Origin of the sequence: Pseudomonas sp. DG56-2, assembly GCF_004803755.1 — a bacterium.
GTDB lineage: Bacteria > Pseudomonadota > Gammaproteobacteria > Pseudomonadales > Pseudomonadaceae > Aquipseudomonas > Aquipseudomonas auratipiscis.
The window spans coordinates 3574862-3599295 of the sequence record NZ_CP032311.1 but is presented as its reverse complement, the minus strand read 5'-3'; the positions used below and the strand labels follow the sequence as shown (position 1 = coordinate 3599295).

The window sequence follows — 24434 nt, the reverse complement described above, 5'->3', positions numbered from 1 at the left end:
TGATTTCAGCCAGCGTCATGCTGTTTGAGCTGAAGTAGTGATTGGGCTTCCTGATGAGCGTGAGGCTTAAGCTTGCAACGCTCCGTTGAACACGTCGAATAACTCGTACACCACCCAGCCGCCCTCGCTTTCATCGCCTTTGTTGTCGATCACATAGGCACCGGCTTTGAAGTAGAACGGGTACTTGCTCCACTTCGTGTTCACTGGTGCGCTGGCACTGAGTTCGTCCAGCGTGGCGGTCAACTGGCCGAGTTCGTCGACCTGCACGCAGTACTCGAACACCTGGCCAAGCGGGATCTGCTTCTTCAGTAGCGAGCGAGTGGCGCCGAGCGGCACATCGCGGAAATCGATGCGCACATATCCATTCCACCAGATCACCATCAAGAAGGGGTTCAGGGCGTTGATTGCATGGATCTGCCCGATGATGACCTTGCCGCTGGAGGGAGCGGTTTGAACTCGAACGCGACCTGCCATTGAGTGCCTGGCGCTTCCCGGTAGCCAGTTGAACGACACGGCGGTGCCCGGCAGCGTTTGCCGGCCCTCGGTGCGCGGGTTCTTCGAGCTACCGCTGGTGCCGCCCTGGACTGAACACCAATAGTTGGTGTGTTCGTTCTGGTCGACCCAGACGAGGTCCTGCGGTAGTTCATCGGGATAAAGATAGACCGTGCCGTGCGCAGTGATGTTGCCGAAAGCTTGCATGGTGTTCTCCGTTTTCTTGGGATGTGCTGCACGTATGCGCTGCCCACCATGGCTGGATGCGGCAGTTAGTCATTTATTGATCTTCGAATTCCCTGTCGTGCCACACTGGAAGTACCAGCAGACAGCCGGAATTACCAAAGATGTTCGTCAACGATCTGATGTGGGAGCCATTGAGCGAGCCGGAGCGCAAGCTGCTCACTTTGCTGCTTAGCCAGGCCAGGCAAAGTGTCTATTCTCGAACCCCAGCAGCCCGGCGGTGGAGATATCGTGCTCAGGTCATTGAGCTTTTACTCGATAACCCAAAAGAGAGAGGTGAGGATCTCCCGCTGGCGGACCTTGTCACCTTCATCGGTTTCGAGTTGATAAACGCTGATGAAAGGCGGTTCGGCTACAGTGGGCGTATTACTGGAAAGAGAAAAATGCAGGCTTTTCAAGGATTACCCGGAGTTGCCGCACACGCCTTTTTGCTCTTTCTGGAAAATGTTGCCACATGCCCGCGTCGCAGCCCCTTCGACGGAAGCGTCGTACGCCCTAGTGGTTCTCTGTGACTGCATGCCTAATTGAGGTGGAACGGGAATTGCTCAATCACCAGACTAGCCGCGAAGTGGGGACTTGGTTATGGTGCGGGAGGAGGTCTATTTCACGGTCATTGTGGTCGTGATCGTTGCGACCGTGGATCTTATTGCTATTTATCTGTACCTGCGCACCAAGCCTTGATGCCTGGTCAGCCATTGGCTTTACCCATTAACCACCCACCTTGGGGTGTAGTGGCAATGTGATTGCTAATAGGCTATTACGAATAAAAAGGCGGCTGACTTGAGACGGAAATGACCGATCTGGGCATCTACACCACGAGCTATCGTGAACACTACCTAATCGCTAACTTCATCCGGCACCCACAAGGGATAATGGTCGAGCTGAAGGTGGGGCCGTTGCCTTGGATGTACTTCGATGAGACGCCATACCCCACTTATGAGAAGGCAAAGTCAGCAGCAGTAGCTGAGGGGCGCCGACTTATCGATCAGTTTTCGGCACCTCGCATCCAGGGTCCTGCTAGGACATCAACAAGCTATTGCGACTGAATTCACGCGCCACGGTCGGCTTTCCCGTGATTCCGTGGCGCAGTGCTTCACTCACTTCGCGTCGAATGTGCCCAGCGACAGCGCCGCAGCTTTACTTACCTTCTCCTCAAGCACTGCCTTGAACTCCTGAGCGATCGCCTCGTGCTGAGCGTCTTCGCCGATCCAGCGCAGCTTCAGCACCGGTTGCGAGCCTCCGGTAATGACGGAGACACGCAGGCGGATCACTTGTTCGCCCAGGCCTTCGAATGGAATGACCTTGAAGTCCAGCCAGGCTGGCAGGGTCTCTTTGCTGCTGGCCTCGATCTGGTCCATGGTGCTGCGACTGGCGCGGGTCTCACCAACTGCGTGATCGCTCTCCGACGAGGCCTTCACGGTGATGGTGCGCACCGCGGCGATGGCCTTGGCAATTGTCATGACAGCGCCATTCTCATCGGTGGCAGCCAGGTGTTGGTTCCAGTCTTCGATCCAGTCGCTCATCGCCTTCTGCACCAGGCTTTGCCCGCACACCGCCTGCACTGCGGCGAAAGCGGCCGAGGCCTTCAGGCGCAGCACTGCGCGATCATCAGCGTGGCCCGGGTCCTCCGGGGTGCCGATGTTGAACAGCACGATGCAACTCATGTTGTCCTGATCGATGAAGCCGCGTGCAGCGGGAGCCGAACGCTCAACGACGTAAGCGGTGTAATCCGCCAGCGAGTGGGTGGAGTAGGTGCCACGGAAGCGGTTGCGGCCTTCTTGGTAGCGCTCCAGGTCAACGACATTGAAGTTCTGCGGGAGGATAGTTACCGGGCCCAGTGCGGGCAGCTCGCGACCGACGGCGGCGATGGTGTTTTCTTGAATCAGTTCGAGAGCTTCTTTGCTAAGAGACATGCGATTTTCCTCGCTGGGATGAGTGATCAGGTGCGCGGGTGGACCGGTGCTTCTTCGCTGGTGAAGAGCTGGTCGTGCTTTTCTTGGAAGAGGGTGATCTTGCCACCGGTCCCGACATGCATCGGGGTGTCGAGGCTGGTGTTCTCGCTGCGGGTGCCGCGCTTGGTTGGCACCTTGAAGTCAAGCTTGTGCTTGATCTTTACCTGGCTGGACTCGCCGATACGGCTGAAGTCCAGCGTGATGACCACTTTTCCGGCCTTGTCGAAATCAACGACGCCGGCAGCGACCTCGGAAAGGGCGTGGCCGATCTGGCTGGCGAAAGCGCCGCCGTTCAGCTCCTCAAGGAACTCGGCCGTGTTGGTTGGGGTTGGCATGGCTTCTTCTCCAGGGTTTTGATGCCGCTGGGCGGCAGGTTGATCCATTGCTGGCGCCGGCCATGCCGGGCGCGGTTGTTGATTCGCCTCATGCCGCGACCTTTTCCTGTCGCCAGGCGCCGACGGCTTCGAACACTGCGGCGGCCTGTGCCTCCTCCAGCGTCAGTTCCGCGGGAACTGCGATCCACCCGGAGGCCACGACATGCTGCGGATTGCACTTGGCGCGCAGGTCCGTGTAGGTGGCCTCGATCACATCGGTGAGGTGCGAGGCCAGGTAGTTGCCCTGAGGGGCGACCTCGACCGACTTGCAGTACTGTTCGCCGCCGAGACCGACGCACATGACGCTGAGGTAGATGGTCCACCTGTGGGGGATATCGCACACCGCATCGACGATCTGGCGGCTGCGGATCTGCTTGCAGCTCTTCCAGTTGACCAGGCACTGCTGGCCGCTGGGATCGATGTTCACCACGGCTACATGGTTGGTGGCGAGCAGCGCCCGGCATGACCGCTCGAGCCGGGCGCGCAGGTTGTGAGGCTTGCGCTTGCTCATTGCCGCCCGACCAGCTTGCGTGTTGCAGCCGCCTCCAACGCTTGGGCGAAGTTCACCGCTGCTCGATAACTGAAGCAAAACCCTTTGGTCTTGCCCGTTGCCAGTTCGACGATGTGGTAGGCCTTGGCCTTAGTGACGACCTGGTAGCGAATCTGTTGGGCCGGTGCCGGGCGTCCGATCTTGGCGTAGAAGTCGGCGGTGACCAGGACGGATCGTTCGCGCAGGGCGGCCAAGCCGTCCACGCGCTGCTGCATGGCTGGATGCATGTAGAGCTCCTTGAGGTAGGTGTCAGGCGTGCAGGTCGAAGGATTCGGCCTTGCGGATGATTCGAACCTGGGCAATACGCCGCTCAGGTACGCGGCGATCGCGGCGCATTGGGTCGGCATCGCCACTGACGGCGTGCATCGCCATCAGCCCGACGAGCACGAAGCACATCGGGCTGATGATCTGGCGCTTCATGGCTTCGGCCACCAAGGCAGCACGACGATGAACACCAAGCTTGAACATCGCTGCCTCCAGCCGCTTCTTCACGGTGCTGGGTGCAATGTTGATGAGTCGGGCAATCTCTTTCCCGGTCATGCCTTGGGCTGTTGCCAGAACACATTCCAGTTCTCGCGGAGCAAGGCCACACCCAAGATGGCCCTTCCATGTGCCGCTGGTAATCGTTTCCATGAGGTGTCCTCGGTGGGCTGCATTGGTCGTAACGCTCGCAAGCCATGAATCCCAGGCCAGGGGAGGGCGAACGTCACGACCGATGCAGCCTGGTGATGGGGAACCAGGTGATCGGGCAGTTTTCGTCAGGCTGACGTGGCGCTGGTTGTCTGATGGCCAGCGGCCAGCTCACCATTGCGCAGGTGACGCGCTTCCCGGGTATGCTGAGAGTTCCACCAATCAGCAAGGAAGGACTTATGCAGATTTCGGCAGTATGTGCGGCGTGTGGGAGCAAGATGCTCGTGATCCCGGATGACACCGACGTAGATCAGATGGTCCGTTGCAGTGAATGCAATGCGGATGTAGGGGATAAGGCGGCAGTTACCGCCAAGCTGAAGGAGGCAGCCAAGAAAGAGGCCGATAAGTTGGTCCAGGACATGAAGAAGCGCCTCGAGAAAGCCTTCAAGCGTCGCTGATATCCGACGCGGCGCCTTCAGCATCTCGCTCAAGGCGCCCTTTGACGCGCTGATAAACAGCGTCGGCGAGATCATCAGCCAGCTTTTCGAATTCTTCGTCTCCCGCCTTTGGTAGCCGCACTTCGACTTGTAGCGTTGACGTGGTCATGTTTCTACTCCTTGGTGATTTCCCGTCTGGCCCTGTTGCCAAGGCCAGCCAGTGAAATCGTCAGGCGGCGTCCGCTGTCTGCTTTTCATCCTGAATCCGCTGATAGATCTCTTCCCGGTGGACGGCTACCTGCTCCGGGGCATTAACCCCGATCCGTACCTGGCTGCCCTTGACGCCCAGCACGGTCACGCTGATGTCGTCACTGATGCGGATGGTTTCGCCTACGCGGCGGGTGAGTATCAACATGGTCCTTCTCCTTGGTTGTCATCCCGCTGCCCACTCAGTGAATGGGCAGAAGTGATGCTCTATTGCTCGGTGCGCAATTCGCGCTGCGGCGTCCAGCCGGTTGGCATCTTCACCATGCAGCCAACGCCAATCGCGTAGCGGGTAGTGCGATCTGTCTGGTAGCCGTACCAGGCGCAAGAGCCGCGGCTGATCAGGCCCGAAGCGATCATCAGGAAAGCCAAGAAGGCGAGCATGATCAGCAGAACGCCTTGTAACGGGTTGGCGCGCAGGTAAGCCTTCACAGATAGTCCTTGAGGCGCACATTCAGCTTCGCCGCGGCGCGCTCCAGCACCTCGATTTCCGCGGGCTCGATCTCGCCATCCGATTCGGCGATGGTCAGCATGAAGTTGATCACCGTCTCGGCGTCGCGCGGGGTGTGGGCCACGTCAGCCAGTTCGCGCTCGGCGTTCATGCGGATGATGCGTGGGCCACCTTCGTTGAAGTCAGCTTTTGCCTTGTCGATCAGGTTGCCGAGTTCGGCACCGAAGCCCTGCAGCTTGGGTTCGTTGCGCAGCAGGCGGTCGATCTTGTCCAGTTCAGCCGGCTCGATCTCGCCGTCAGCAGCTGCCACATAGAAGCAGCCATAAACGATGGCCTGGAGCAGGTCGCGGTTTTCCAGTTTGCCCAGCGCAGCGCGAGCCTCGCGGCCTTTACCGAACAGCTTTTTCAATCCGAACATGGTGAATCCTCGTCATGGGGTAGTGATGCAGGGGGCCGCATTCGCGGTGTGTGCTCGTCCGCATCCCAAAGCACCCGTCTCCAGGTGCTTCAGTGATGCTTTCCGTAAAGATCCCGGCCTCGCTACTGGCGACAGGCCGGGGTATTGCGTCAGCGTTGCTGGCCAGCTACCCGCCGCTGATTGCAGGGCTGGCCGTTCGTCTTCGGTGTGGGCTTCGAGCTTCCTCCTCATGGCGGCAATCAGCATCTGTTCGCCATGGATCACAGGTCCTTACAACATGCACGCTACAGCTCTGAATGCCCGAGTGATTGGGGCAGGGTGCATGAGGTCCGGCGCCCCTCAATGCCGAAGCTCAGGGCGCTAATTCAAATATTCGTGGTGTTACCGCTCCCGCTTACCGAGGTCGATACGGCCAATCCTAGGGAGCCGCATGGCTATGTGGATTCGCTAACGCCTTTCCCGGCAGAAGCTTGAATCGATTGAGTTGTGTAAAGAGCGGTGGTGCTTTCGTTGCTGGCCGGTGGTGACGCAGCGACGAATAAATATTGCCTCCGGATATACCTAAAGTCAACGCCGCAGGCGATATATTTTCTTTGGGCATAAAAAAGCCCGCACAAGGCGGGCAAAGAGGGATCGTTAAAATCAGTCTTCCTTTGGCACAACCCACGAGACCAGGACGCCACCATCGTCGCGATGGGCCAGGGTCACGTTGTCGGCCTCGTCGATATCCATCAGGAGTTGATCCCAGTCTTCTAGCAACTCATCCGAGGCCTTGTAGATAACAGCGCGCTTGGAGGTTTGGGCTGCGGTTGCATTAATCGTCCGCTGAATCCGCATGGCGAGGAGCTCGTACGACGTGGGTTCGGGTTTTTCCTGGGGCTTGGCTTTGGCCATGAGCACTACTCCTTAGCTGTTTATCCATACAGTATTTTACTGATGGATAAATCGCAATACTGGATAGAGTACATTTGTGCTCTTTTCGAGGTGCGAGTCTCGTCTATCGCAGTTTTGTCTGAGCCGGCTGAACCACCTGAGTACATGAAACCTCTACCGTAAAACAGTGCGGAGACGATCATGAACGATGACGACACAGAGAAGGCTCTGGAGACCTGGCATGAGTTGTATGCTTTGCCAGGCATACGGATGAGCGCAGCTGAGAAGTACGACGAGCTTGTGGCCTTGGCAGACAAGTACCAGCATCAGGGCCTTATCGACGTGGAAGAAAAGAACTTATTGATCCTAAAGGCCACTGAGTACTATGCCCGTGCGGTTGACGGTTTGGGGCAGGGTACATAGCCAGCCACTCGGACAAAGAAAAGCCCGCTGAGAGCGGCGGGCTTTGCCTGGAAGCAAGCCTCAATCGTTCATCAACCTCGCCACACCACGGGTGATGAACTCCAGGTTGTCGTCCAGCTTCGCCAGCGACTGCCGGATCTTGATTGAGCCATCGGCGGGCCCATGAATCTGCTCGATCCACTTGGACAGCTCTTCGACAGCCTCGGCGATGGCGAGCTGATTTTCGTTGAGCTTGTAGATCAGGGAAGGAATGAGGTCGTTGGTAGGCATGGCGTGGCCCTCCTGTGTCCAGGAAAGCGTAGCAGGCAAAGAAAAAGCCCGCACGGGCGGGCTTCTTCGCGGATATTACCGTCTTTCAATTTCATCACGACGATCTTTGAGTCGCCTGCTTACATCCGCTGCGGTTGCCATGAACTTCTTTACAAACGGGTCGTCCGCTTTTAATTGCTTTCTATCTGATTGCTGGAAGTCGGCACCCGTGGTCTCGATCTTAAGCCTCATGACATCCGTTCCCACCCCATGCCATAAGAAGCTCTCGTAGCGTGAAGCAGAAACGGAAAGCTCTTTGATGTGATGGACTAGCATCAGGCTATCCCTAGAGCTGCTTTCTTCGGGCTGGAGCCAGTACGCCATGGCCAAAGATCTTATTTCAGCGACACTTGATTCAAGGGCTTCAATCCGGGCAAGCCGATAATTTACCCTCTCTTTAGAGGCGCTTCGCCACTCGTTTACAAACTGCCAAGCCAAACTGATCCCCGCGAGAATGAACGCACCCCACGTCGGCCAATCTCCGGGCTCTACGCCCCCTGATTCAGGAGTTGGCATGGTCGATATAAATCCATATCTCATCGACGAGAGAGGGTTCGTCGTCTGATTTGAACTTCAGTTTTTTTCGCAATACGGATGGCTCTAGATGATGCTTCCGCACCAACCCACCAAAAGCCTCCTCTAAGAATGAGGAACCATAGCCCATCGCTCCATCAAGATCGATTTCGACTATGTCATGGCGACCCAAGTATGGCGCAAGCCAGTCATCCCTAAAGACCTCTCCGGAAAAACTCCCATCCTTCCGGTAGCGACCGGCTGGGTATTCGCTGAATTGTTTGGTTACGCAGATGGAGCCCACGTTCATTTCTCCATACCTACTTTTTGAGTGGAATTGACCACTGAATCACGGTGCCCATTATAGAGCGTTTGTACATGAAGGCGCGTGGCAGCCCACCACCTCCTCTGAAATCTTTTCTGATGCATCCTGCGTTGCTATGGATCGTTAACAATCCGCCGAGTTCCTCCGCAGCCATGGCTATATTCTTTAGCCCCTTGCCGCGATGCTCAAGCTCGGTTCGAGTCCTTCCTACCTCAAAGGCCCTACGGATCATTCTCACATCCTTTTTGGCTTTGGATAAGGCTAATGTAACGATGTCACCTGCCTCCTCTGCCCAGCTTTTCGGCAGGCTTCTAGGAATTCCTATGCCAAGGTCACAGAAATTGACATGAAGCCAGTCATCCAGAACCTCGGCGAATAGCCACCATCTTCTAGCATCTGCCTCATCATTCCGCCCGCTCATGCGGTCTCCACGCGACTCTATATAAGCATGGTGGACTGAGTTGTCCATTGCCTCTTCCACGCCCACAACGACTTTTCTATAGTTTTTTGGAATTTGAGCTTTGATCCCTTTCAGAATAGGGTCTGCTTGAATCGGAGAAACGTCGATTCCGCTTGCGTACTTCCAGTGAAAGACGTCTCTGTCCTCCTCTGTGATTTCAAGGCGATGATCCTTGCCGAGCAGCTTCAGCAGACCGACTTGCTGGAAGACTTTTTCTACTTTCTCATCCTTCGGGTATGTGCATGAGATGGTAGATGTTCCTAGGGAGCGTACGAGTCTGTCTATCTCCGCAACTAGGAGAAGCGTACCGCAGCTATGAACCCTTTCAGTATTCTTGAAGTCGAGCTGTACTCGCCCGCCTTGGCTAGCGATTTTCCTCAGGTTCCGTATGAGCCCGACAAGCTCATGATGCGACTCAGAATCGAGCAACTGGATGTGCTTTGGAGCGACCAGAGATACCGGCTTGCTAGACGACGATAAAGGCCCCCTCTTGAGGCGCTTGGGGGCTCTGCCTCTTAAGCGATGAAGCTCTCTATGTCTCCGGGTTCGCCCGAGCCTTAGCCGTTGTTCGAAGCTTGTCCTTTTCATCGATTAACTTGCCCTTCTTATTTGATATATGCCAAGCCCTCCAAGCTCGGTCACTAATAGTCTGTTCTTAAGCCCTGGAGGTCACGGTGTAGCTCTTGGTTGGGCTTGGTAATTCTCGTTACGCTATTTTCCCTGCCGGCACTTTAGTGCAACCCCGTTGATCTCGGAGTCGCCGTCGATATCATTTACTGATTCGACACCCAGGCTATCTCCACCTAGCTTCGCCGTTTCATTCAAAGCGATATTCAAGGCATCGTCAGCAGATGAACCTTGAACAGCAAACTCATGAATTATGGTGCAGCCGGATGCTTGAGGGGCAGTGACAAGCCCAACCTTCGCGCCTTCGCTTGTCAGTTGCGTTGTGCAGCCAGCGAGGAGGGCGGCGAGAAGTAGTGCGCATGCTGCCGGAGTCCGGTTGGGCTTGGTTAGGGGCATGACTAAGGTAATTCGCCTGTTTGAACCAAATGTAGAAACTGGTCAGAGTCAATGATGAACGCGCCAGCTTCTTGAGCCTTTGCAACCTTGGATGGACCGGCATTATCCCCGTAGCAGAGGAATGTTAATGATTTGCTTGGCGTCTTGACGACATTCATTCCTCGCCCTTCGGCAAGCTGCTCCAGCTCCGACCTGTAAGTAGAAGGAAAGCCCGTGAACAGGATTTTATTGAGATCGTTCGCTGCTTTGTTGGGATTGGACAAAGCAGCAGTTGCAGCTAGCTCTGAAGGTTTGAGCTTCGGGGCTGGAGGGGCCGCGCCATTCAGCAGCAGTTCTTCACCCTGCATAAATTCGATTATCCGATCCTTACGGAAGGTTTTGGGAAACGTGTCCCCTTGAGATCTGCCTTGAATGTAGCTGGAGTTCTCGGACCACTGGATCAGCTCTCGCTCCGTGACGTCGCCTTTCGCATCTCGATAGCTGAATTTAACGACTGCCATTCTCACCCCTCCCTATGATCCAGCGGCCGATTCCCCACCGCCTAAAAGCGGCCAAGCACCTTGCTTGGAGCCAGAATGTTGCCTACGTAATGGATTTTGTCGATGTCCGCCCAAGCAATCACTCGGCGCTCGCCGTAGGCCGAGTTAACTGAAGCAAGGTTCACGCCTTCTTCGTTCTCGAAAAGCAGCTCTTTGACCATACTCTGGCCGTCGGTTGTGGTGACCATGACGTACTCGCCCGGCACCAATCGGTGGTTCGGCTCGCAAACAGCGATCCAACCGCTGCGAATCGCAGGAGCCATTGAGTCACCCTTTAGGCGAAGGGCATATGCATCTTCATCTCGTGACCAGGTCTCAACCCATCCCTCGGCGATATCAAGGCCAACCCAGTAGCCATCGTTTCCAAGCTGGGCTGTGCCCACAATTTCGATCCTTCGAGTGGGGGAGATGATTGGCGGGCCTTGCTCGACGTTTGTATCCAAGCTGGAGCGCGCTAACTGCGCAATTTCTTCGGCCAGTCGAGGACTAAAAGTCTCCACTGGCTGAGATATCAGTCCGGCAATAACGCTTGCGACCTTAACGTTCAGGGCGTTGTAACCGTTGAGGTAAGCGCTCACAGAGCCTTGGTTGATCCCAAGCGCCTCGGCGATTTTTCCTTGCGTAAGGCTATCTCGGCGGGACTTCCCTTCATTGAAGGAGTCCACAGCCGCTTTCAGGGTGAGGCACTCGGCCATTTCCCAGTCTTCGAGTTCGCGTTTGCGTTTATTCATGCCTCCGATTATTCCTCACGGCAATATTTTATCAATCGCCTCCGGTGTTGATAAACAAATCGCCGGAGGCGATACTTGTTTAATACCAACGGAGGAGACCTGTGATATGGGTCGCAAACACCTTAAAGATTTTGCCGCCGAGCACGGGCAAACCAAGGCGGCCACCTTGCTGGGAATGGCGCAGGGCTCGCTAAACAAGGCGCTTCGACTGGGTCGCGACGTGTACGTCACAGAGCATGCCGACGGGACCTATACCGCCGAAGAAATTCGGCCGTTCCCGTCACAGCATCGCCCGGCCCCGAATCAAATTATCCACCCACTGGCAAGCCGCCAGTAGTGAGCCGAAGTAGCTGTGAATTTAACCAGTAGGAATGAGCAAATGGACCTCTTGAAACCCAACACTGCGTTGCTCATACAAGGCCGGAAGTCGGCATGTTCAACTGAAATCTTCATTCAAGCCGAAAGCACCCTGCCAGCTTTTTGCGTGGAATTTTGGGGGCCGGCAGGGGTGATAGGGGTGCTGCTCTTGGAGCGTCAAGAGCAAGCGGACGAAGTCAGGCTAGGGCGTTCTGTATCCACGTTTGCAGCAGTGGACCTGCTTTCGAGCCATGGTCCAGACCTGCCTCCACTAGTTTCGTTGTCAGCTGTTTTATGGCGTCGCCAGGAGCTTCTCGGAGAGCTTTCAGGAGACTGCTCTTTTGCTCCTCAGGAAGGCTCGCGGACTGGACCTTGGCCTCTATTAGCTGACGGAGGGTGTCCTCATGAAGCTTGACCGTCAACGTGCCGAGGATTGCGCCCACACCGCCATCATCCTCAAGGAAGTCGATGCCTTTGGCCGTGATGGTCGCATGGTGAATCTTCTTTGTTCCATTCACGTAGTCGCTGGCCGCTATGTCTATCAGACCCAGCTCGCGAAGGTAATAAAGATTTCCGAGGGTTTGGCTTGGGTCATCGATCTTTGTAACCGAGCTCGACTCCCGCGGGTACACCTCCCGCAGGTGCTCAAGAATTTTTTTCTGAAGAGCTCTGTCGATTTTCATATGTCGGGTCTCCGTGACCAACGTTTCGAGTGGAATCAAAACGGTATCACGGATGCACCTGGCATCAATTACCTGCACGCCTGAATCGCAGGCACAAAAAAGCCGGTGGCTAGACCGGCTTCTTCAAAACACTCAACGAGGTGGATTATGCATCCCGCACTCGATACAGACAACACCCATCCTCCCGCGTCAGTTTTTGCCGAAGCTGCATACCTGACGCGTCAGGTCATGTCGTTGAGAGGTGCTGTGTGAGCACTATCGTCATGACTGCCTGCTGGCCGCTCCAGGGCATGAGCCCTGCGCAAAAGTCCGTGCTGATTTCACTATCGGACAATGCCAACGACGACGGAGTTTGCTGGCCGTCGGTAGCGCGCATCGCTGAGCGCACCTGTCTTTCTGAACGAGCTGTCCGCAATGCATTGCGTTGGCTGGAGGAGGTGAAAATCCTTACTGCGCACATGCGTGCAGGCCGCTCAACTTGGTACACCGTAAGCCCTTACAGCTACGACCCCGGCAGCAAATGCCCCCCGGCACCAGATGCCGACCCACCCCGGCAGGAAATGCCGCCCACCCCGGCACCAGATGCCGGACACCCCGGCACCTCCTGCCCCCAGAACCGTAAGGGAACCATCAAGGAACCGTCAGGATCATCCGCGAGCACCCCCGACGATTCGAAAACGGCACCAATCGACAAGATCGTGGATCTGTTCAACGAGCTATTGCCGGAGCTGCCTCGCGTTGTCCTGATCAACAAGGATCGCAAGTTGAAAGTTCAGGCTCGATGGGCAGAGAGCCCTGTTCACCAGGATCTCGACTTCTGGCGGGATTTCTTCTCCATGGTTCAGGCCAGCGACTGGCTGATGGGTCGGGTAGGGGGACGCGATAACAAGCCTTTCCGGTGCAACTTCGACTGGCTCGTCGCACCGACCAACTTCGTCAAAGTGGTAGAGGGAAATTACCATGCGTGATCCGTACAGCATCGAGGCCGAGCACGGCCTTCTGGGTGCGATGATGATTCGCCCTGAGCTGATCGACACCCTGAGCGACGACCTCTCGCCTGAGTCGTTCTACTTCGTCGAGAACGCCGAAGTGTTCCGCGGGATCATGGCCGTCCGAGCCACCGGCAAGGCGGTGGACTTCCTGACAGTTGGCGAGCAGATCGGCAACTTGCCGAATGGTGACCGGGCCTTGGCGTACTGCGCCGAGATCGTAGACAACACGCCGAGCGTGGCCAGCGCCAAGACCTATGCCAGCATCGTCCGGGAAAGGGCGATCGAGCGGGCGCTTTACAGCCTCGGTGAGCAGGCCATGGAAATTGCCCAGGGCACGGAGGATGTCCAGGCCAAGATCGCAGCTGTCCAGGCTGCTGCCATGTCGATTGACTGCGGCGCCGGTGATGACGACATCGTCAAGGCGGGCGACGTTATGGCTGACCAGGTCGACGTCTGGCAGGAGCGCCACGACCGGCAAGCTCGAGGCGAAACTCTGATCGGCATCTCCACTGGCTTGAAAGACCTCGACGAAAAGCTGGGCGGCCTGCAGCCTGATCACCTGTACGTGGTGGCGGGAAGGCCGGCCATGGGCAAGACAACTCTGGCAATGGGGTTTGTCGGCGAAGCCTCGATCCGCCAGAACAAGTCGTCTCTGGTTGTCAGCCTGGAGATGAACAAGGGGCAACTCATTGATCGTCTGGTGGCATCCGAAGGGCGAATCCCTCTGACGCTGATCAAGAATGGCACCGCCTGCCAAGATCACGGCGCCGAGCTTGCAGCCGCCGCTGGCGTCATCCGACACGCGCCGCTATTCATTGCCGACAAGGCTGGGTCTTCGATTGGTCGCATCCGGTCCCTAGCGCGGCGTCACAAGATGCGTTACGGCCTGGACCTGCTGATGATCGACTACTTGCAACTGGTCGAGGGGGATGGCGGTAACCGAACTGAGGAGGTGAGCAGCATCAGTCGCGGTTGCAAGTTGCTGGCTGGTGAGCTGGGCATTCCTGTTGTGCTGCTGAGCCAGCTCTCTCGGAAGTGCGAAGAGCGCCCAAACAAGCGCCCAGTACCGTCCGATTTGCGCGAATCCGGCGCCATCGAGCAAGACGCCGATGTGATCCTGTTCGTGTACCGCGATGAGGTCTATCACGAAAACACCGAAGCTAAGGGTATTGCCGAGATCATCATCGGCAAGGGTCGTGACGTGGAAACCGGCACCGTGCGCACTGCATTTCTGGGGCAGTACAACCGGTTCGAGAACCTGGCCGCAGGGTGGGCCCCGGCACCAAAGGCGCAGCCTGAGAAGGTCACCAGCCTGGCCAGCCGCTACGCCGGCAAGGATCGCTTCTGATGGCTGATCCCAAGCTGCTGCCTCCCGACCTCACCGAATACCGCTGGGCCCTGTATGCCTGCGGGCACCTGCTGGATCTCACCAGTCAGCCCCATCCACCGGTTGGCCTGTATCGCGACGAACAGTCGGCGAACCTGCATGGCCTGCGCATGTGGCCAACCACCTTCACCGTTGTAGACCTGGCCGGAGAAGACCGCCCATGAAGCAATCCAAGTTGACCAAAGCCGCGCGCGGCCGGGAATGCCAGGTGCGCATCCCGGGCGCGTGCAATGGCAACCCTGAAACCACCGTTCTGGCCCACTACCGGATGTCCGGCACCTGCGGCGTCGGTATGAAGCCGAATGATCTGCAGGGCGCTTGGGCGTGCAGTGCCTGCCATGACGCCTGTGATGGCCGCAGCCAGTTGATCAATCGCGCCGAGGCCCGCCAGCACCACGCCGAGGGTGTGATGCGTACCCAGGCCAAGCTGATCAGTGAGGGGGTGATCGCCGCATGAAGACTGCGAAGCCAGCCCTGTTCGGGGCAAAGAAGCCCCGGGCCAAACCTATCGACCGCGAAGGGCAGGAGCAGGCATCGCTGATGCGTGAGTTGGCGCTGCGCTTTCCCGTAGCTGCCAAGTTGATCTACCACGTCCCGAATGGCGGGCACCGAGTGAAGGCGGTGGCCGCCAAGCTCAAGGCTCAGGGCGTGAAGGCGGGCATCCCTGACCTGGTGCTGCCGATGGCGCGCGGCGGGTACTTTGGTCTGTACATCGAATTCAAGGCCAAGCCGCCGTTCGACGCACCGGTGTCGCCCAGCCAAGACGCTTGCCTTCAGGCGCTGCTGGGGCAGGGCTACCTGGCCATCGTGTGCCGCGGCTCCATCGACGCAGTTGAGGCCATCCGCGCCTACCTGATGCTGCCACAGACCAAGGTGGCCGCATGAGTGCGACTCGGGAAGTGAAATTGAGCGAGGTCGAAGTGCGCCGGCAGGCTGCCGACGTATCGGTGCGCGACCTGCGCGACCCGCGCCATCCCGGGCTGTACCTGCGCTTCTGGAGCACCCGCGATCGCGGAACCTGGCATCTGGTGCGCGGCAAGCACTGGGTACCGATTGCTCGCTGGCCGGAGCTGAGCGTGGCAGCGGTGTTGGCTGAACTGCCTGCGCTGCGTCAGCGCCTGATGCGTAGCCCAGCAACCGCACCGGTGGCCTCGGGCATGGTCACAGTGGGTCAGTTGCTCGATTGGTACATCGACCGAATGACCCGCGATCGCTCGCTGTCCGCCAAGCGCAAGGCCGGTGCTCGCTCCGCTGTCACCCAGCACCTGAAGCCACGCTTGGATGACCTGGCCTTGGCCAAGGTGAATGCCGACTCGCTGGACAAGCGCCTGATGTGGCCATGCCAGGCCGAGGTGTCGCTGTCCTACCTGCGGCAGATGTTTGCGCTGCTGCTGACCGGCTTCCGCCAGGCGCTGCAGTTGGGCCTGATTGACAGCAACCCAATGGCCGGGATGCGCTTCAGCGACTTCACCAAGGCCAAGATTCTGCCGAAGGCGGCGCGTTTGCGTGACGTGCAATTGCCCGAGCTGATGCAGCAGTTGGCCGAGGCTTTCAAGACGAACCCAGGTGACGCCATGCTGGCCCTGATGATGCTGGCCCACGGCACCCGGATCGGTGAGACCCGCATGGCACGCTGGAGCGAGATCTCGCTGTCCGCTGCCGAGTGGTTCATCCCCGCGGCCAACACCAAGACCCGTACCGAGCACCGCCTGCCACTGACCGACCAGCTCAAGGCGCTGCTGGTCCGGTATCGGGCAATCCAACACGCCCAAGGGTACGCGGGCGCCTACCTGTTCCCGAACCGTCGCGGCTTCTCGTTGAGTGAGAGCCAGGCCAGTGCCGTGTTCACCCGGCTGGGGCAGGGCGAGTGGACCAGTCACGACCTGCGCAAGGTGTCCCGCAGCACATGGACTGATCTCGGCATCGACGGTCACATCGGCGAGATGCTGCTGAACCACACGCTCGGCAAGATTGCCAGCACCTACATCCACACCCAGGCCATGCAGCAGCGCAAGTTGGCCCTGGAGAAGTGGCATGGCTGGCTGGATCAGATCGGTTTCAAGGCCATTCACCGCCTTACAGAGGCCTTATTTGAAATTCCGCAGAATTCGCCACAGCGCGTAGCTGGCAAGGCGTTGAGCGACCTTAGCGCATTTGTAATTAGCGAGGATTCGAACTGAAGAACAGCGACCAAATCCGCGCCCAGTTCGAGGAGCGCTATCCAGTCCCGAGCGGTATGCGCTGGGAGCCAGAGGTTGGCCCGGCGGGCGATTACATTCTGGACTGTTCCGGCTGTTGCTCCGGTGATCGGGCTGCCCAATACGTTGTTCGCTGGGAAGCTTGGCGGGTCTCTCGCGAAACTCTGCGCATCACTAATCCGTTTTCTGTCCAGATGGGCGACCCGGATGGGGATTGGGCGCGAGAGGTGGCCGAAAAGTCGCTGCGGGCCCAGGGGCTGAAGGTGGTCGATTGATGAAGAGGCACGGCCCGGCCTTCAAGAAGGAATTGATCGAGCTGGCTCAGTGCCCGACCTGCAGGGGGAAAGCGGTCACCAAGAGCATGTTTTATGAGCTGGCCTGTGTCGCCTGCAATGCCTCTGGCTGGGTAGCAGCAGTGACCGGTGAGGCTCTGCCATTGGAAGAGCTGGTCACGCAACTGGGTCTTCGCTTGCAGGCTGCGCAGCGACACATCAACGAATTGAAGCACCCTCGGGCCACTGGGCCGGAGGCGCTGTATCAGGAAGGCAACCGGCTGGGCGCCGGCGGCATTAATTACACCGGGGATTGAGGCACACATGAAAAAACGAACCTATGTCGATAAGGCCTTGGGTGACACTGCATACATGCTGGAACAGTGGGGGTGGTGGCGCATGGATGGCATGGGCGTGCCTCGGTACGTCTGCCCGCTCTATGCGCTCATGAGGGAGCATGCCCCTGCGGAAGGAGGGCTCAAGCAGTACGTGATCACGGACGACCTCGCTCTGGCGGTGGACGGCGCCGTAGCAAGGCTGAACAAACGCAACCAGCAGATGGGAGGTTTCGTCTGGCTGTACTTCGGTGCCAAGTGGCCGGCGCTGCGGATCGCCCGCGAGCACAATATGGGTGAAGCCAAAGCCCGCGAGCTGATCAACACTGGCGTGGCTTGGATCGATTGCGCTCTTGAGCAATTGCGCGAAGCTGCATAAAAAGCTTTCCGCGCGGATAAACACCTGCTTTCATAGCAGCGTGTCCAGCTTGCAACGTCACGTGGTATCTGAAAGCCCCGGCGCAACCCATAGGCAAGGAAGCTTCATAATGAGATTGCACCTGTTACTCGCTACCGTTCTATCTATGGTGTTAGTTGGCTGCGAGACAGCGGCGACACCTTGTGATGCGCCAAGTGTTCGGCCAGGCATCATTCATTCGCTGGGAGAGGGCAGTGCAGCCCGCGATCTCTACACCGACATGAAACTGGTGAAACCAGCGCAAGTTCAGGTGGATGAAGCTACCAAGGTCTCTGATTGTTCTGCACGTCTAGTCATCCCAACGGAAGCGGGGCCGTTTGACTACAACCTTCGTTATCGTGTGGGGCCCTCCAAGAGCGGCGATTCTGTGTTCATGTACATAGTTGCGGATGACGAGTTGCTCAGTTTCGTGGACAGACTTGATCGTTACGCTGAGACGCTTGGCCGGTAGGACTTTCAGCAAATAGATAGCCCCAGCCCGTTCTGGGGCTTTTTTGCTTCTTCGGATGACGCGCCCGTGCAGCCCGGCTTAGTCGGTCGTGGCGTTGATCAATGCCGTGCACTCCCTGATCGGGTACGCGATGAGTTTCTGGGGGGCGCGCCCAAGTGTCGGGTTTTTTGGTGTCCGTTCATCCACTCGAATGCACGCAGCGACCCCTTTAGCTTCAAACCAATACGGCCCAGATAAGCTGGACCTCGATTGGTGAGGTGCGTATGTCTACCGATTCGAGTTTTGAAGACCAAGCGCAAGGCTCTGTTCCTTCCAGGCCCGAGCCAGGAACGGATGAGCCTACGCTGGATCCAGATGATCCTAAAAAGTACGATCCGTTGAAAAGTCCCGATAAGGAGCGCCCAGTAGACTGGGATGATCCATCTAAGCGGGTCACGCCTGAGGCAGATGAGCAAACACCGCTCTCTGACGACAGGCGTTGATGAGAAGAACCCGGCCACCGCGCCGGGTTTTTGTTGACGACCGTTCGTCCAATGCCAGGCACTCACCGCTTCCTTGGTACCTCTCAATTTTAAGCGTGGATATCCCGCGCACTAGAGCGGAGAGCCAGCATGGAAATTGACGAGAATGCACCTGGCAACAGGTCACAGCAGGGTGTAACCCGCACGACGGACAATGAAGCCGGTCAAGATCCTCGGCGTAGAGAGTCTGAGATTCCTCTGCCGCCGGATGATGCGACACCTGTCGAAGAAGAGCTTTCTGACGTGGAGGCCAATAATTCAGTGTCAAGCGAGCATCCGGAATCAGGCACTAGTCGTCGAGCCAATGGTCCTGAGGCCGATTCGCCCGCGGGTAATCAGGGGGATAACGCCAACGAACCCCGCCGCGGGCCTGCAAGCGACCCTGAATCGGGCGCCTGATCCTTTCACATATTCTGAATGCCCGCCCAGTGCGGGCTTTTTCGTTTTCGGCTCCACCATTCCCATCGCGCCTAGCTGGGAGTGCTGTGTGAGCCGGACCTATCACCAGCCCCGAGAGGGCACTGAGATGCCCAAAATGCCAGATAAGAACCCTGACCTGTGGATTACCTTCATGACAGCTTTGCGTGAGTACGGCCTTGTTATGGGGCTGACCTTTGTTCTGTCATACATCCGCATTCGTCTGTACAGCGAGCGCAAGAGCATGATCGCCACGATTCTGGAGGCGGCGTTCGGTGCTTTGCTGATCATGCTGATTGGCTTGGGCATCAACGCAATGGGGCTCAACGTTGCCTGGACGTTGTTCTCTGCAGCTTTCATCGGGCTGTTGGGAGTGGACCAGATCCGGGCTTTGGCGCAGAAGTGGGCTAGTCGCAAGGTTGAAGGTTGATGGCCAGGCTCAAGACGCTTGGCTCTCGGGTGAAGGAAGGCTCGGGCTCCCGCCTTAAGACCATCACCCCAGGAAGCTGGCGAAGCGACAAAACTAGCACTCAGCGGGGCTACGGCTACAAGTGGCAGAAGGCGCGTGAGCGCTACCTGCTCGACAACCCGTTGTGCGTGTACTGCGCGCGGGGCGGGCTGACTGCCGCGGCCAGCGTGGTTGACCACATCATCCCGCACCGTGGTGATCAGGATCTGTTCTGGAATCAGACCAATTGGCAGCCACTCTGCAGGTCCTGCCACGACTCGGTGAAGCAGGCCGAGGAAGCTGCAGGCCTGGCAGGCTGAAGGTCGGCTGAGGCGCTGAGAATGAGTCGTTGGCGGCAGTGACGTGCCACACAGGGTAGGGGGTGTTAAAGCTTAGAGTTCCTGCCTAGCTAGACCGCCCTCGACCTCACGCACACATTTTTTCCCAATTTACGGAAAAGTTAACCATGGCTTTAACCGACAAAAAGCGCCGGTTTGCTGACGCTTTGCAGTCGGGCGCCTCGAAAAGAGACGCAGCTATTTCAGCTGGCTATTCCGAGAAAACCGCGTCGCAGGCGGGCTCGAAGCTTGCGAAGGACCCCGACGTCACTGCCTACCTCGCTCGCAAGTCCAGGGTAAAGACCGCTTCCTCGACCGAGGTTAAAGCTGCAGGGAAAGTTAACTCGCCGGCTCCAGCGGAGACGCCTGACGATGCGTTGGTTTTCGCCGAGTTCGACGATCCTCGCGACTTCCTGGTTGCAGTGATGAACGAGCAGTCTGCCGAACCGAAGCTACGAGTGGATGCCGCCAAGGCGCTCATGCCCTACGTGCACGGCAAGATGGCAGATCAGGGTAAGAAGGAAGCCCGCCAGGATGCTGCCAAGGAGGTGGGCAAGGGGCGATACGCGCAAGGCAAGCCGCCACTCTCTGTCGTCAAGGGGTAACTCATGCAATGGACTACCGCCTGCCCAGACTGGTGGCGGCGGCTGGCTGCGGGCGAGTCGATCATTCCAGAGCCGCTATTTCCTGATGAGGCAGAAGCTAGCCTTGAGGTTTTCAAGGGCCTGAAGATTGTCGATGCCCCTGGCAGCCCGACAATCGAAGCCTCCTGCGCCCCCTGGGTGTTGGCCTTCGCCGGAGCTGTGTTCGGCAGCTACAACAGCGAGACCGGCGAGCGGTTGATTCGGGAGGTGATGCTCTGTATCCCGAAAAAAAACAGTAAATCCACCATCGCTGCGGGGATCATGCTAACGGCGCTGATCCGCAACTGGCGCCTGTCAGCTGAATTCATCATCTTGGCGCCGACCAAGGAGATTGCGGACAACTCATTCGTACCGGCCAAAGACATGGTCAACAACGATGAAGAGCTGAAAGCACTTCTACATGTTCAGCCGCACCTACGGCTGATCACCCATCGTGAGACGGGAGCCACGCTAAAAGTAGTGGCTGCTGACAGCGACGTGGTAGGCGGCAAGAAAGCGGTCGGTGTGTTGATCGACGAAGCCTGGCTCTTTGGTAAGAACCCGAAAGCGGCAGACATGATCCGGGAAGCTACTGGTGGTCTGCTGTCCAGGCCGGAAGGCTTCATCATCTGGCTGACAACTCAGTCAAACGAACCGCCGGCCGGCGTGTTCAGGTCGAAGCTTTCCTATGCCCGTGGCGTGCGGGATGGCCGTATCGAGGACAACCGGTTCTTACCGATCATCTATGAATTCTCGCAAGAGATGATCAAGAGCGGTGAGGCACGGAAACCCGAGAATTTCCACCTGGTTAACCCGAACATGGGTTATTCGGTTGACCGACCGACGCTAGAACGCCTTTTCATGCAGGCGGAGCTCGACGGTGAAGCAGATCTACGTGGCTTCCTGGCCAAGCATCTCAACATTGAAATCGGCCTGGCCCTGATGTCCGACAACTGGGTCGGCGCTGAATTCTGGGAACCCCAGTCGCTTGCTGGTCTGACGCTCGATGCACTGCTCTCTCGGTGCGAAGTGGTCGATATCGGCGGGGACGGCGGTGGCCTCGATGACTTGCTCGGGTTGGCTGTTCTCGGTCGTGAGATTGGAACTCGTAGGTGGTTGCACTGGGCTCACGCTTGGGCGCACCCATCGGTCCTTGAGCGGCGCAAGTCCGAAGCTCCTCGCTTGCGAGATCTTGAGGCGACGGGAGATCTGACGATCGTCAAACGCATCGGTGAAGACGTCGAACAACTTGCGGCCATTGTTGCTCGCGTCAATGCAACTGGTTTGTTGGATAAGGTCGGCCTCGATCCAGCTGGTATTGGCGCTGTTCTCGACGCCCTGGCAGATGCAGGTGTAGAGGAAGACAAGATCGTAGGTATTTCCCAAGGCTGGAAGCTGACCGGCGCAATCAAGACGACCGAACGTAAGCTCGCCGAAGGCGCATTGCTGCACTGCGGCCAGCCGCTCATGGCTTGGGCCTGCGGTAACGCGAAAGGTGTCCCGTCTGCCAACGCTTTTTTGATTACGAAGCAGGCATCAGGGACAGCAAAGATTGACCCGCTCATGGCCACATTCAACGCCGTTTCGCTGCTCAGTCTGAACCCGGAAGGGCGAGGCGGAATGGACAACTTCATGGCTGGCATCCGAGACCCATTGATCGCATGAACGCATTCCATTACTTCATCCTCGTTTCGCTCGCGGCCTTCTGTATGGCTTGTGCTGGCGTCTGGATGCTAGCCGGCACTGGCTGGGCCTTGTTGGCGGGGGCGCTGAGTTTGTTCTGCATCGCAGCCTTTATTCGCCGAGGATTGAGCAGTGATTAAATCGTTATCTCAGGCGTTGGGCGCTGCAGCGGCCAAGCCTTCGGCCAACCTGAATGGATGGCTCGGGAAATCCATTCGATTATCGGATGGCGGATTCTGGAGCAACTTCCTCGGGGCTCAGTCCAGCAGTGGGAAGTCGGTCAGCGTCGACAACGCCATGCGACTCTCCACAGTTTGGGCGTGTGTTCGGATCATCTCGACATCGGTTGCTGGTTTGCCGTTGAGCATCTACCGGCGTATGCCAGATGGCAGCCGCGAAAGTGCAAGGGACTTCGCGCTATACGACGTGGTGCATACAAGCCCCAACGAGGACATGGCAGCCTTCCACTTCTGGCAAGCTGTCGTCGCCTCGATGCTACTTTGGGGCAATGCTTACTGCGAGATACACCGTGCCGCGGGGCGGGTGATTGCCCTGGACTTTCTGATGCCCTCGCGAATCGAGCTGGAACTCGATGACGATGGCCGACTCAGGTACTTCTTCAAGCCGCGAAAGGGGGCTCGTCGAGAGATCCTGCGCGAGAATATGTTGCACATTCCGGCATTCACCCTGGATGGCAGGGTAGGTCTGTCAGCGATCCGTTACGGCGCGGACGTGTTTGGCTCGGCCATGTCGGCTGACGATGCCGCGAACAACACGTTTAAAAACGGGATGATGCCCACCGTCGCGTTCTCGGTGGACAAGACCCTAAATCCAGCGCAGCGCGTCGAGTTTCGTGATTACGTGAAGACGATCTCCGGCGCGCTCAACGCCGGTCGCAGCCCAGTGCTTGAGGCCGGCGTGAAGCCGGAAATGATCGGTATCAATCCAGCCGACGCCCAGTTGCTGGAGTCGAGAGGACACAGCATTGAGGAGATCTGCCGCTGGTTCGGCGTGCCGCCTTGGATGGTGATGAAGACCGACAAGGGCAGCAACTGGGGTACTGGCCTGGAGCAGCAGCAGATTGCCTTCCTGACCTATTGCATCATGTCCTACACGGCCCCGATTGAGCAGTGTGTGAACAAGCGCTGTATGACTGCCGTGGATCGAATCAATTTCTACGCCGAGTTCTCTCTGGAGGCATTCCTGCGAGCAGACAGCACAGGTCGTGCTGCATACCTCAGCACCATGGCTCAGAACGGCTTCATCACGCGCAATGAAGGGCGTCGCAAGGACAACATGCCCAGCAAGCCAGGCGGAGACATCCTGACTGTGCAATCGAACCTGGTGCCGCTCGACCAGCTTGGAAATCAAAGTGATGGGCAGGCGGCACGTGCAGCCCTGATGAACTGGCTCAAAGAGTCAGAAAGCAACTCTCGGGAGTAATCCATGAAACACAAAATCCAATCTCGCGGCCTACGCAGCGAGATGAGCCCACGCGCGCTCGATAAATGGAATCCCGCGATCCAGGCGGCCGTCGAGAACACCTCGGACACCATCACCGTATACGGCGTCATCGGTGAGGACTGGTATGGCGAGGGCGTAACGCTGAAGCGAATCGATGCAGCACTGCGAGCCATCGGCGAGCGTGACGTCACCGTCTATATCAACTCGCCGGGCGGCGACATGTTCGAAGGCATCGCCATCTACAACCGCCTCCAGGAGCACAGTCACGAAGTCACCACTAAGGTGCTCGGCATGGCGGCCAGCGCTGCTTCGATTGTCTTCCTCGCGGGCACTAAGCGAGAGGTAGCCAGCAGCGCCTTCCTGATGATCCACAACTGCTGGACCTGGCTCGCCGGTAATCGCAACTACCTTCGAAGCATCGCCGACGACATGGAGGAGTTCGATGCCGCGATGGCCGATCTCTATGCCGAGACAGGCGGGCAGCCAGCGGAGGATATGGCCGAACTGATGGACGACGAAACTTACATCCGCGGCAAGCGTGCCGTGGAGCTTGGCCTGGCTACCGGACTGTTGTCGTCCACTGAGATCACCGAGCGGGAAACTGAAGAAGCCGCCCAGAACAATGCGCTCAAGGCCATGGATGTAGCCCTGGCGAAGGCTGGCATGCCTCGCTCCGAGCGCCGTGAACTGTTCGCCAGTTTTAAGTCCGGCATGCCTCGCGCTACCGGCGGGGGTACGCATATCGCTGCCCCGACCGACAAGCCCAGCGCTGTCGCGCCAGACCTCTCCGCCTCTCTGAGCGCGGCAACCAACCTCCTCAATTCTTTGAAAGGAAACTGA

General features: G+C 57.8%; 38 protein-coding genes. 20 read left to right on the top strand and 18 right to left on the bottom strand.

Annotated features, from left to right (window positions below; translation table 11 throughout):
* Positions 1-66: 66 nt before the first annotated feature.
* A complete protein-coding gene (locus D3Z90_RS16235; protein ID WP_136477034.1) occupies positions 67-699 on the bottom strand; it encodes a polysaccharide lyase family 7 protein in 633 nt (210 codons plus the stop codon).
* A gap of 140 nt (positions 700-839) precedes the next feature.
* Here D3Z90_RS16235 and D3Z90_RS16230 point away from each other — a divergent pair, with 140 nt between their 5' ends.
* Positions 840-1247, top strand: coding sequence for a hypothetical protein (locus D3Z90_RS16230; protein WP_136477033.1), 408 nt, complete (start codon positions 840-842; stop codon positions 1245-1247).
* Positions 1248-1832: 585 nt separating this feature from the next.
* Here the strand turns inward: D3Z90_RS16230 and D3Z90_RS16225 are convergent.
* The 5 genes from D3Z90_RS16225 to D3Z90_RS16205 all read right to left on the bottom strand — a co-directional run bounded on the left by D3Z90_RS16225 (position 1833) and on the right by D3Z90_RS16205 (position 4244).
* Positions 1833-2648 (bottom strand): DUF2303 family protein, encoded by an 816-nt coding sequence (locus D3Z90_RS16225; RefSeq protein WP_136477032.1) that lies wholly within the window; start codon positions 2646-2648, stop codon positions 1833-1835.
* A gap of 26 nt (positions 2649-2674) precedes the next feature.
* Positions 2675-3022, bottom strand: coding sequence for a hypothetical protein (locus D3Z90_RS16220; RefSeq protein WP_136478977.1), 348 nt, complete (start codon positions 3020-3022; stop codon positions 2675-2677).
* Positions 3023-3110: 88 nt separating this feature from the next.
* On the bottom strand, positions 3111-3572 hold the full coding sequence (locus D3Z90_RS16215; RefSeq protein WP_136477031.1) for a hypothetical protein: 462 nt from the start codon (positions 3570-3572) through the stop codon (positions 3111-3113).
* Positions 3569-3838 (bottom strand): hypothetical protein, encoded by a 270-nt coding sequence (locus D3Z90_RS16210; RefSeq protein WP_136477030.1) that lies wholly within the window; start codon positions 3836-3838, stop codon positions 3569-3571. The genes D3Z90_RS16215 and D3Z90_RS16210 overlap by 4 nt, the downstream gene beginning before the upstream one ends.
* 22 nt (positions 3839-3860) lie before the next feature.
* Complete coding sequence (locus D3Z90_RS16205; protein ID WP_136477029.1) at positions 3861-4244, bottom strand: response regulator transcription factor; 384 nt, start codon at positions 4242-4244, stop codon at positions 3861-3863.
* A gap of 152 nt (positions 4245-4396) precedes the next feature.
* On the opposite strand from D3Z90_RS16205, the gene D3Z90_RS16200 reads away from it, so the two are divergent.
* Positions 4397-4699, top strand: coding sequence for a hypothetical protein (locus tag D3Z90_RS16200; protein ID WP_136477028.1), 303 nt, complete (start codon positions 4397-4399; stop codon positions 4697-4699).
* Here the strand turns inward: D3Z90_RS16200 and D3Z90_RS26845 are convergent.
* From D3Z90_RS26845 to D3Z90_RS16180, 5 genes are all read right to left on the bottom strand, one after another.
* The gene (locus D3Z90_RS26845; RefSeq protein WP_168198477.1) at positions 4686-4847 is read right to left on the bottom strand and encodes a hypothetical protein; all 162 of its coding nucleotides are present in this window, start codon (positions 4845-4847) and stop codon (positions 4686-4688) included. The genes D3Z90_RS16200 and D3Z90_RS26845 overlap by 14 nt on opposite strands.
* 60 nt (positions 4848-4907) lie before the next feature.
* The gene (csrA, locus tag D3Z90_RS16195; protein ID WP_136477027.1) at positions 4908-5093 is read right to left on the bottom strand and encodes a carbon storage regulator CsrA; all 186 of its coding nucleotides are present in this window, start codon (positions 5091-5093) and stop codon (positions 4908-4910) included.
* A 59-nt stretch (positions 5094-5152) separates the two neighbouring features.
* Positions 5153-5374 (bottom strand): hypothetical protein, encoded by a 222-nt coding sequence (locus tag D3Z90_RS16190; protein WP_136477026.1) that lies wholly within the window; start codon positions 5372-5374, stop codon positions 5153-5155.
* Positions 5371-5811, bottom strand: coding sequence for a tellurite resistance TerB family protein (locus D3Z90_RS16185; protein WP_136477025.1), 441 nt, complete (start codon positions 5809-5811; stop codon positions 5371-5373). Before D3Z90_RS16185 ends, D3Z90_RS16190 begins: the two co-directional genes overlap by 4 nt.
* 642 nt (positions 5812-6453) lie before the next feature.
* Positions 6454-6705, bottom strand: a complete 252-nt coding sequence (locus tag D3Z90_RS16180) for a DUF1654 domain-containing protein (RefSeq protein WP_136477024.1) — start codon at positions 6703-6705, stop codon at positions 6454-6456.
* Between the two features lie 180 nt (positions 6706-6885).
* Here D3Z90_RS16180 and D3Z90_RS16175 point away from each other — a divergent pair, with 180 nt between their 5' ends.
* A complete protein-coding gene (locus tag D3Z90_RS16175; protein WP_136477023.1) occupies positions 6886-7107 on the top strand; it encodes a hypothetical protein in 222 nt (73 codons plus the stop codon).
* Positions 7108-7167: 60 nt separating this feature from the next.
* Here D3Z90_RS16175 and D3Z90_RS16170 read toward each other — a convergent pair whose 3' ends face one another.
* The 6 genes from D3Z90_RS16170 to D3Z90_RS16140 all read right to left on the bottom strand — a co-directional run bounded on the left by D3Z90_RS16170 (position 7168) and on the right by D3Z90_RS16140 (position 11007).
* Positions 7168-7377 (bottom strand): hypothetical protein, encoded by a 210-nt coding sequence (locus D3Z90_RS16170; protein WP_136477022.1) that lies wholly within the window; start codon positions 7375-7377, stop codon positions 7168-7170.
* A 75-nt stretch (positions 7378-7452) separates the two neighbouring features.
* Complete coding sequence (locus D3Z90_RS16165) at positions 7453-7932, bottom strand: hypothetical protein (RefSeq protein WP_136477021.1); 480 nt, start codon at positions 7930-7932, stop codon at positions 7453-7455.
* A complete protein-coding gene (locus tag D3Z90_RS16160; RefSeq protein ID WP_136477020.1) occupies positions 7919-8239 on the bottom strand; it encodes an STAS-like domain-containing protein in 321 nt (106 codons plus the stop codon). Before D3Z90_RS16160 ends, D3Z90_RS16165 begins: the two co-directional genes overlap by 14 nt.
* 10 nt (positions 8240-8249) lie before the next feature.
* Positions 8250-9143, bottom strand: coding sequence for an ATP-binding protein (locus D3Z90_RS16155; protein ID WP_136477019.1), 894 nt, complete (start codon positions 9141-9143; stop codon positions 8250-8252).
* A 596-nt stretch (positions 9144-9739) separates the two neighbouring features.
* On the bottom strand, positions 9740-10237 hold the full coding sequence (locus D3Z90_RS16145; protein WP_136477017.1) for a BRCT domain-containing protein: 498 nt from the start codon (positions 10235-10237) through the stop codon (positions 9740-9742).
* Positions 10238-10278: 41 nt separating this feature from the next.
* Positions 10279-11007, bottom strand: a complete 729-nt coding sequence (locus tag D3Z90_RS16140; RefSeq protein WP_136477016.1) for a S24 family peptidase — start codon at positions 11005-11007, stop codon at positions 10279-10281.
* A gap of 106 nt (positions 11008-11113) precedes the next feature.
* On the opposite strand from D3Z90_RS16140, the gene D3Z90_RS16135 reads away from it, so the two are divergent.
* Positions 11114-11344 (top strand): Cro/CI family transcriptional regulator, encoded by a 231-nt coding sequence (locus D3Z90_RS16135; RefSeq protein ID WP_136477015.1) that lies wholly within the window; start codon positions 11114-11116, stop codon positions 11342-11344.
* Between the two features lie 217 nt (positions 11345-11561).
* Here the strand turns inward: D3Z90_RS16135 and D3Z90_RS16130 are convergent, their stop codons facing one another.
* Positions 11562-12047: a hypothetical protein gene (locus tag D3Z90_RS16130; protein ID WP_136477014.1), complete on the bottom strand. Its 486-nt coding sequence runs from the start codon at positions 12045-12047 to the stop codon at positions 11562-11564.
* 248 nt (positions 12048-12295) lie between these two features.
* Between D3Z90_RS16130 and D3Z90_RS16125 the strand changes: the two genes are divergently transcribed.
* From D3Z90_RS16125 to D3Z90_RS16045, 16 genes are all read left to right on the top strand, one after another.
* Complete coding sequence (locus D3Z90_RS16125; RefSeq protein ID WP_256658228.1) at positions 12296-13015, top strand: helix-turn-helix domain-containing protein; 720 nt, start codon at positions 12296-12298, stop codon at positions 13013-13015.
* The gene (gene dnaB / locus D3Z90_RS16120; RefSeq protein ID WP_136477013.1) at positions 13008-14387 is read left to right on the top strand and encodes a replicative DNA helicase; all 1380 of its coding nucleotides are present in this window, start codon (positions 13008-13010) and stop codon (positions 14385-14387) included. Before D3Z90_RS16125 ends, dnaB begins: the two co-directional genes overlap by 8 nt.
* Positions 14387-14590: a hypothetical protein gene (locus D3Z90_RS16115; protein WP_136477012.1), complete on the top strand. Its 204-nt coding sequence runs from the start codon at positions 14387-14389 to the stop codon at positions 14588-14590. Before dnaB ends, D3Z90_RS16115 begins: the two co-directional genes overlap by 1 nt.
* A complete protein-coding gene (locus D3Z90_RS16110; RefSeq protein ID WP_136477011.1) occupies positions 14587-14883 on the top strand; it encodes a DUF1364 domain-containing protein in 297 nt (98 codons plus the stop codon). The genes D3Z90_RS16115 and D3Z90_RS16110 overlap by 4 nt, the downstream gene beginning before the upstream one ends.
* Positions 14880-15311: a VRR-NUC domain-containing protein gene (locus D3Z90_RS16105; protein WP_136477010.1), complete on the top strand. Its 432-nt coding sequence runs from the start codon at positions 14880-14882 to the stop codon at positions 15309-15311. The genes D3Z90_RS16110 and D3Z90_RS16105 overlap by 4 nt, the downstream gene beginning before the upstream one ends.
* On the top strand, positions 15308-16606 hold the full coding sequence (locus tag D3Z90_RS16100) for a site-specific integrase (protein WP_136477009.1): 1299 nt from the start codon (positions 15308-15310) through the stop codon (positions 16604-16606). The genes D3Z90_RS16105 and D3Z90_RS16100 overlap by 4 nt, the downstream gene beginning before the upstream one ends.
* 56 nt (positions 16607-16662) lie before the next feature.
* The gene (locus D3Z90_RS26950) at positions 16663-16899 is read left to right on the top strand and encodes a hypothetical protein (protein WP_218571402.1); all 237 of its coding nucleotides are present in this window, start codon (positions 16663-16665) and stop codon (positions 16897-16899) included.
* Positions 16896-17213 carry a hypothetical protein gene (locus tag D3Z90_RS16095; RefSeq protein WP_136477008.1) on the top strand — a complete coding sequence of 106 codons (318 nt, stop codon included), beginning with the start codon at positions 16896-16898 and terminating at the stop codon, positions 17211-17213. The genes D3Z90_RS26950 and D3Z90_RS16095 overlap by 4 nt, the downstream gene beginning before the upstream one ends.
* 7 nt (positions 17214-17220) lie before the next feature.
* Positions 17221-17610: an antiterminator Q family protein gene (locus D3Z90_RS16090; RefSeq protein WP_136477007.1), complete on the top strand. Its 390-nt coding sequence runs from the start codon at positions 17221-17223 to the stop codon at positions 17608-17610.
* A 109-nt stretch (positions 17611-17719) separates the two neighbouring features.
* Positions 17720-18100, top strand: a complete 381-nt coding sequence (locus D3Z90_RS16085) for a hypothetical protein (protein ID WP_136477006.1) — start codon at positions 17720-17722, stop codon at positions 18098-18100.
* 675 nt (positions 18101-18775) lie between these two features.
* The gene (locus tag D3Z90_RS27240) at positions 18776-19468 is read left to right on the top strand and encodes a phage holin family protein (RefSeq protein ID WP_371922208.1); all 693 of its coding nucleotides are present in this window, start codon (positions 18776-18778) and stop codon (positions 19466-19468) included.
* On the top strand, positions 19468-19806 hold the full coding sequence (locus tag D3Z90_RS16065; RefSeq protein WP_136477002.1) for an HNH endonuclease: 339 nt from the start codon (positions 19468-19470) through the stop codon (positions 19804-19806). The genes D3Z90_RS27240 and D3Z90_RS16065 overlap by 1 nt, the downstream gene beginning before the upstream one ends.
* 146 nt (positions 19807-19952) lie before the next feature.
* Positions 19953-20429 carry a terminase small subunit gene (locus tag D3Z90_RS16060; RefSeq protein ID WP_136477001.1) on the top strand — a complete coding sequence of 159 codons (477 nt, stop codon included), beginning with the start codon at positions 19953-19955 and terminating at the stop codon, positions 20427-20429.
* Between the two features lie 3 nt (positions 20430-20432).
* The gene (locus D3Z90_RS16055; RefSeq protein ID WP_136477000.1) at positions 20433-22112 is read left to right on the top strand and encodes a terminase large subunit; all 1680 of its coding nucleotides are present in this window, start codon (positions 20433-20435) and stop codon (positions 22110-22112) included.
* A gap of 150 nt (positions 22113-22262) precedes the next feature.
* Positions 22263-23573 carry a phage portal protein gene (locus D3Z90_RS16050; RefSeq protein ID WP_136476999.1) on the top strand — a complete coding sequence of 437 codons (1311 nt, stop codon included), beginning with the start codon at positions 22263-22265 and terminating at the stop codon, positions 23571-23573.
* 3 nt (positions 23574-23576) lie between these two features.
* The gene (locus D3Z90_RS16045; protein WP_136476998.1) at positions 23577-24434 is read left to right on the top strand and encodes a head maturation protease, ClpP-related; all 858 of its coding nucleotides are present in this window, start codon (positions 23577-23579) and stop codon (positions 24432-24434) included.

Bases quoted from the DNA above. Each gene is read 5' to 3' on its own strand.
- D3Z90_RS16220 (WP_136478977.1), bottom strand. From the start codon at position 3,022: ATGCCAACCCCAACCAACACGGCCGAGTTCCTTGAGGAGCTGAACGGC.
- D3Z90_RS16160 (WP_136477020.1), bottom strand. From the start codon at position 8,239: ATGAACGTGGGCTCCATCTGCGTAACCAAACAATTCAGCGAATACCCA.
- D3Z90_RS16235 (WP_136477034.1), bottom strand. From the start codon at position 699: ATGCAAGCTTTCGGCAACATCACTGCGCACGGCACGGTCTATCTTTAT.
- D3Z90_RS16100 (WP_136477009.1), top strand. From the start codon at position 15,308: ATGAGTGCGACTCGGGAAGTGAAATTGAGCGAGGTCGAAGTGCGCCGG.
- D3Z90_RS16145 (WP_136477017.1), bottom strand. From the start codon at position 10,237: ATGGCAGTCGTTAAATTCAGCTATCGAGATGCGAAAGGCGACGTCACG.
- D3Z90_RS16090 (WP_136477007.1), top strand. From the start codon at position 17,221: ATGAAAAAACGAACCTATGTCGATAAGGCCTTGGGTGACACTGCATAC.
- D3Z90_RS26845 (WP_168198477.1), bottom strand. From the start codon at position 4,847: ATGACCACGTCAACGCTACAAGTCGAAGTGCGGCTACCAAAGGCGGGA.
- D3Z90_RS26950 (WP_218571402.1), top strand. From the start codon at position 16,663: ATGCGCTGGGAGCCAGAGGTTGGCCCGGCGGGCGATTACATTCTGGAC.
- D3Z90_RS16045 (WP_136476998.1), top strand. From the start codon at position 23,577: ATGAAACACAAAATCCAATCTCGCGGCCTACGCAGCGAGATGAGCCCA.
- D3Z90_RS16085 (WP_136477006.1), top strand. From the start codon at position 17,720: ATGAGATTGCACCTGTTACTCGCTACCGTTCTATCTATGGTGTTAGTT.
- D3Z90_RS16055 (WP_136477000.1), top strand. From the start codon at position 20,433: ATGCAATGGACTACCGCCTGCCCAGACTGGTGGCGGCGGCTGGCTGCG.
- D3Z90_RS16115 (WP_136477012.1), top strand. From the start codon at position 14,387: ATGGCTGATCCCAAGCTGCTGCCTCCCGACCTCACCGAATACCGCTGG.
- D3Z90_RS16215 (WP_136477031.1), bottom strand. From the start codon at position 3,572: ATGAGCAAGCGCAAGCCTCACAACCTGCGCGCCCGGCTCGAGCGGTCA.
- D3Z90_RS16175 (WP_136477023.1), top strand. From the start codon at position 6,886: ATGAACGATGACGACACAGAGAAGGCTCTGGAGACCTGGCATGAGTTG.
- D3Z90_RS16140 (WP_136477016.1), bottom strand. From the start codon at position 11,007: ATGAATAAACGCAAACGCGAACTCGAAGACTGGGAAATGGCCGAGTGC.
- D3Z90_RS16065 (WP_136477002.1), top strand. From the start codon at position 19,468: ATGGCCAGGCTCAAGACGCTTGGCTCTCGGGTGAAGGAAGGCTCGGGC.
- D3Z90_RS16200 (WP_136477028.1), top strand. From the start codon at position 4,397: ATGGCCAGCGGCCAGCTCACCATTGCGCAGGTGACGCGCTTCCCGGGT.
- D3Z90_RS27240 (WP_371922208.1), top strand. From the start codon at position 18,776: ATGAAGCCGGTCAAGATCCTCGGCGTAGAGAGTCTGAGATTCCTCTGC.
- D3Z90_RS16130 (WP_136477014.1), bottom strand. From the start codon at position 12,047: ATGAAAATCGACAGAGCTCTTCAGAAAAAAATTCTTGAGCACCTGCGG.
- D3Z90_RS16210 (WP_136477030.1), bottom strand. From the start codon at position 3,838: ATGCATCCAGCCATGCAGCAGCGCGTGGACGGCTTGGCCGCCCTGCGC.
- D3Z90_RS16135 (WP_136477015.1), top strand. From the start codon at position 11,114: ATGGGTCGCAAACACCTTAAAGATTTTGCCGCCGAGCACGGGCAAACC.
- D3Z90_RS16230 (WP_136477033.1), top strand. From the start codon at position 840: ATGTTCGTCAACGATCTGATGTGGGAGCCATTGAGCGAGCCGGAGCGC.
- D3Z90_RS16060 (WP_136477001.1), top strand. From the start codon at position 19,953: ATGGCTTTAACCGACAAAAAGCGCCGGTTTGCTGACGCTTTGCAGTCG.
- D3Z90_RS16105 (WP_136477010.1), top strand. From the start codon at position 14,880: ATGAAGACTGCGAAGCCAGCCCTGTTCGGGGCAAAGAAGCCCCGGGCC.
- D3Z90_RS16180 (WP_136477024.1), bottom strand. From the start codon at position 6,705: ATGGCCAAAGCCAAGCCCCAGGAAAAACCCGAACCCACGTCGTACGAG.
- D3Z90_RS16170 (WP_136477022.1), bottom strand. From the start codon at position 7,377: ATGCCTACCAACGACCTCATTCCTTCCCTGATCTACAAGCTCAACGAA.
- csrA (WP_136477027.1), bottom strand. From the start codon at position 5,093: ATGTTGATACTCACCCGCCGCGTAGGCGAAACCATCCGCATCAGTGAC.
- D3Z90_RS16225 (WP_136477032.1), bottom strand. From the start codon at position 2,648: ATGTCTCTTAGCAAAGAAGCTCTCGAACTGATTCAAGAAAACACCATC.
- D3Z90_RS16110 (WP_136477011.1), top strand. From the start codon at position 14,587: ATGAAGCAATCCAAGTTGACCAAAGCCGCGCGCGGCCGGGAATGCCAG.
- dnaB (WP_136477013.1), top strand. From the start codon at position 13,008: ATGCGTGATCCGTACAGCATCGAGGCCGAGCACGGCCTTCTGGGTGCG.
- D3Z90_RS16165 (WP_136477021.1), bottom strand. From the start codon at position 7,932: ATGCCAACTCCTGAATCAGGGGGCGTAGAGCCCGGAGATTGGCCGACG.
- D3Z90_RS16205 (WP_136477029.1), bottom strand. From the start codon at position 4,244: ATGGAAACGATTACCAGCGGCACATGGAAGGGCCATCTTGGGTGTGGC.
- D3Z90_RS16185 (WP_136477025.1), bottom strand. From the start codon at position 5,811: ATGTTCGGATTGAAAAAGCTGTTCGGTAAAGGCCGCGAGGCTCGCGCT.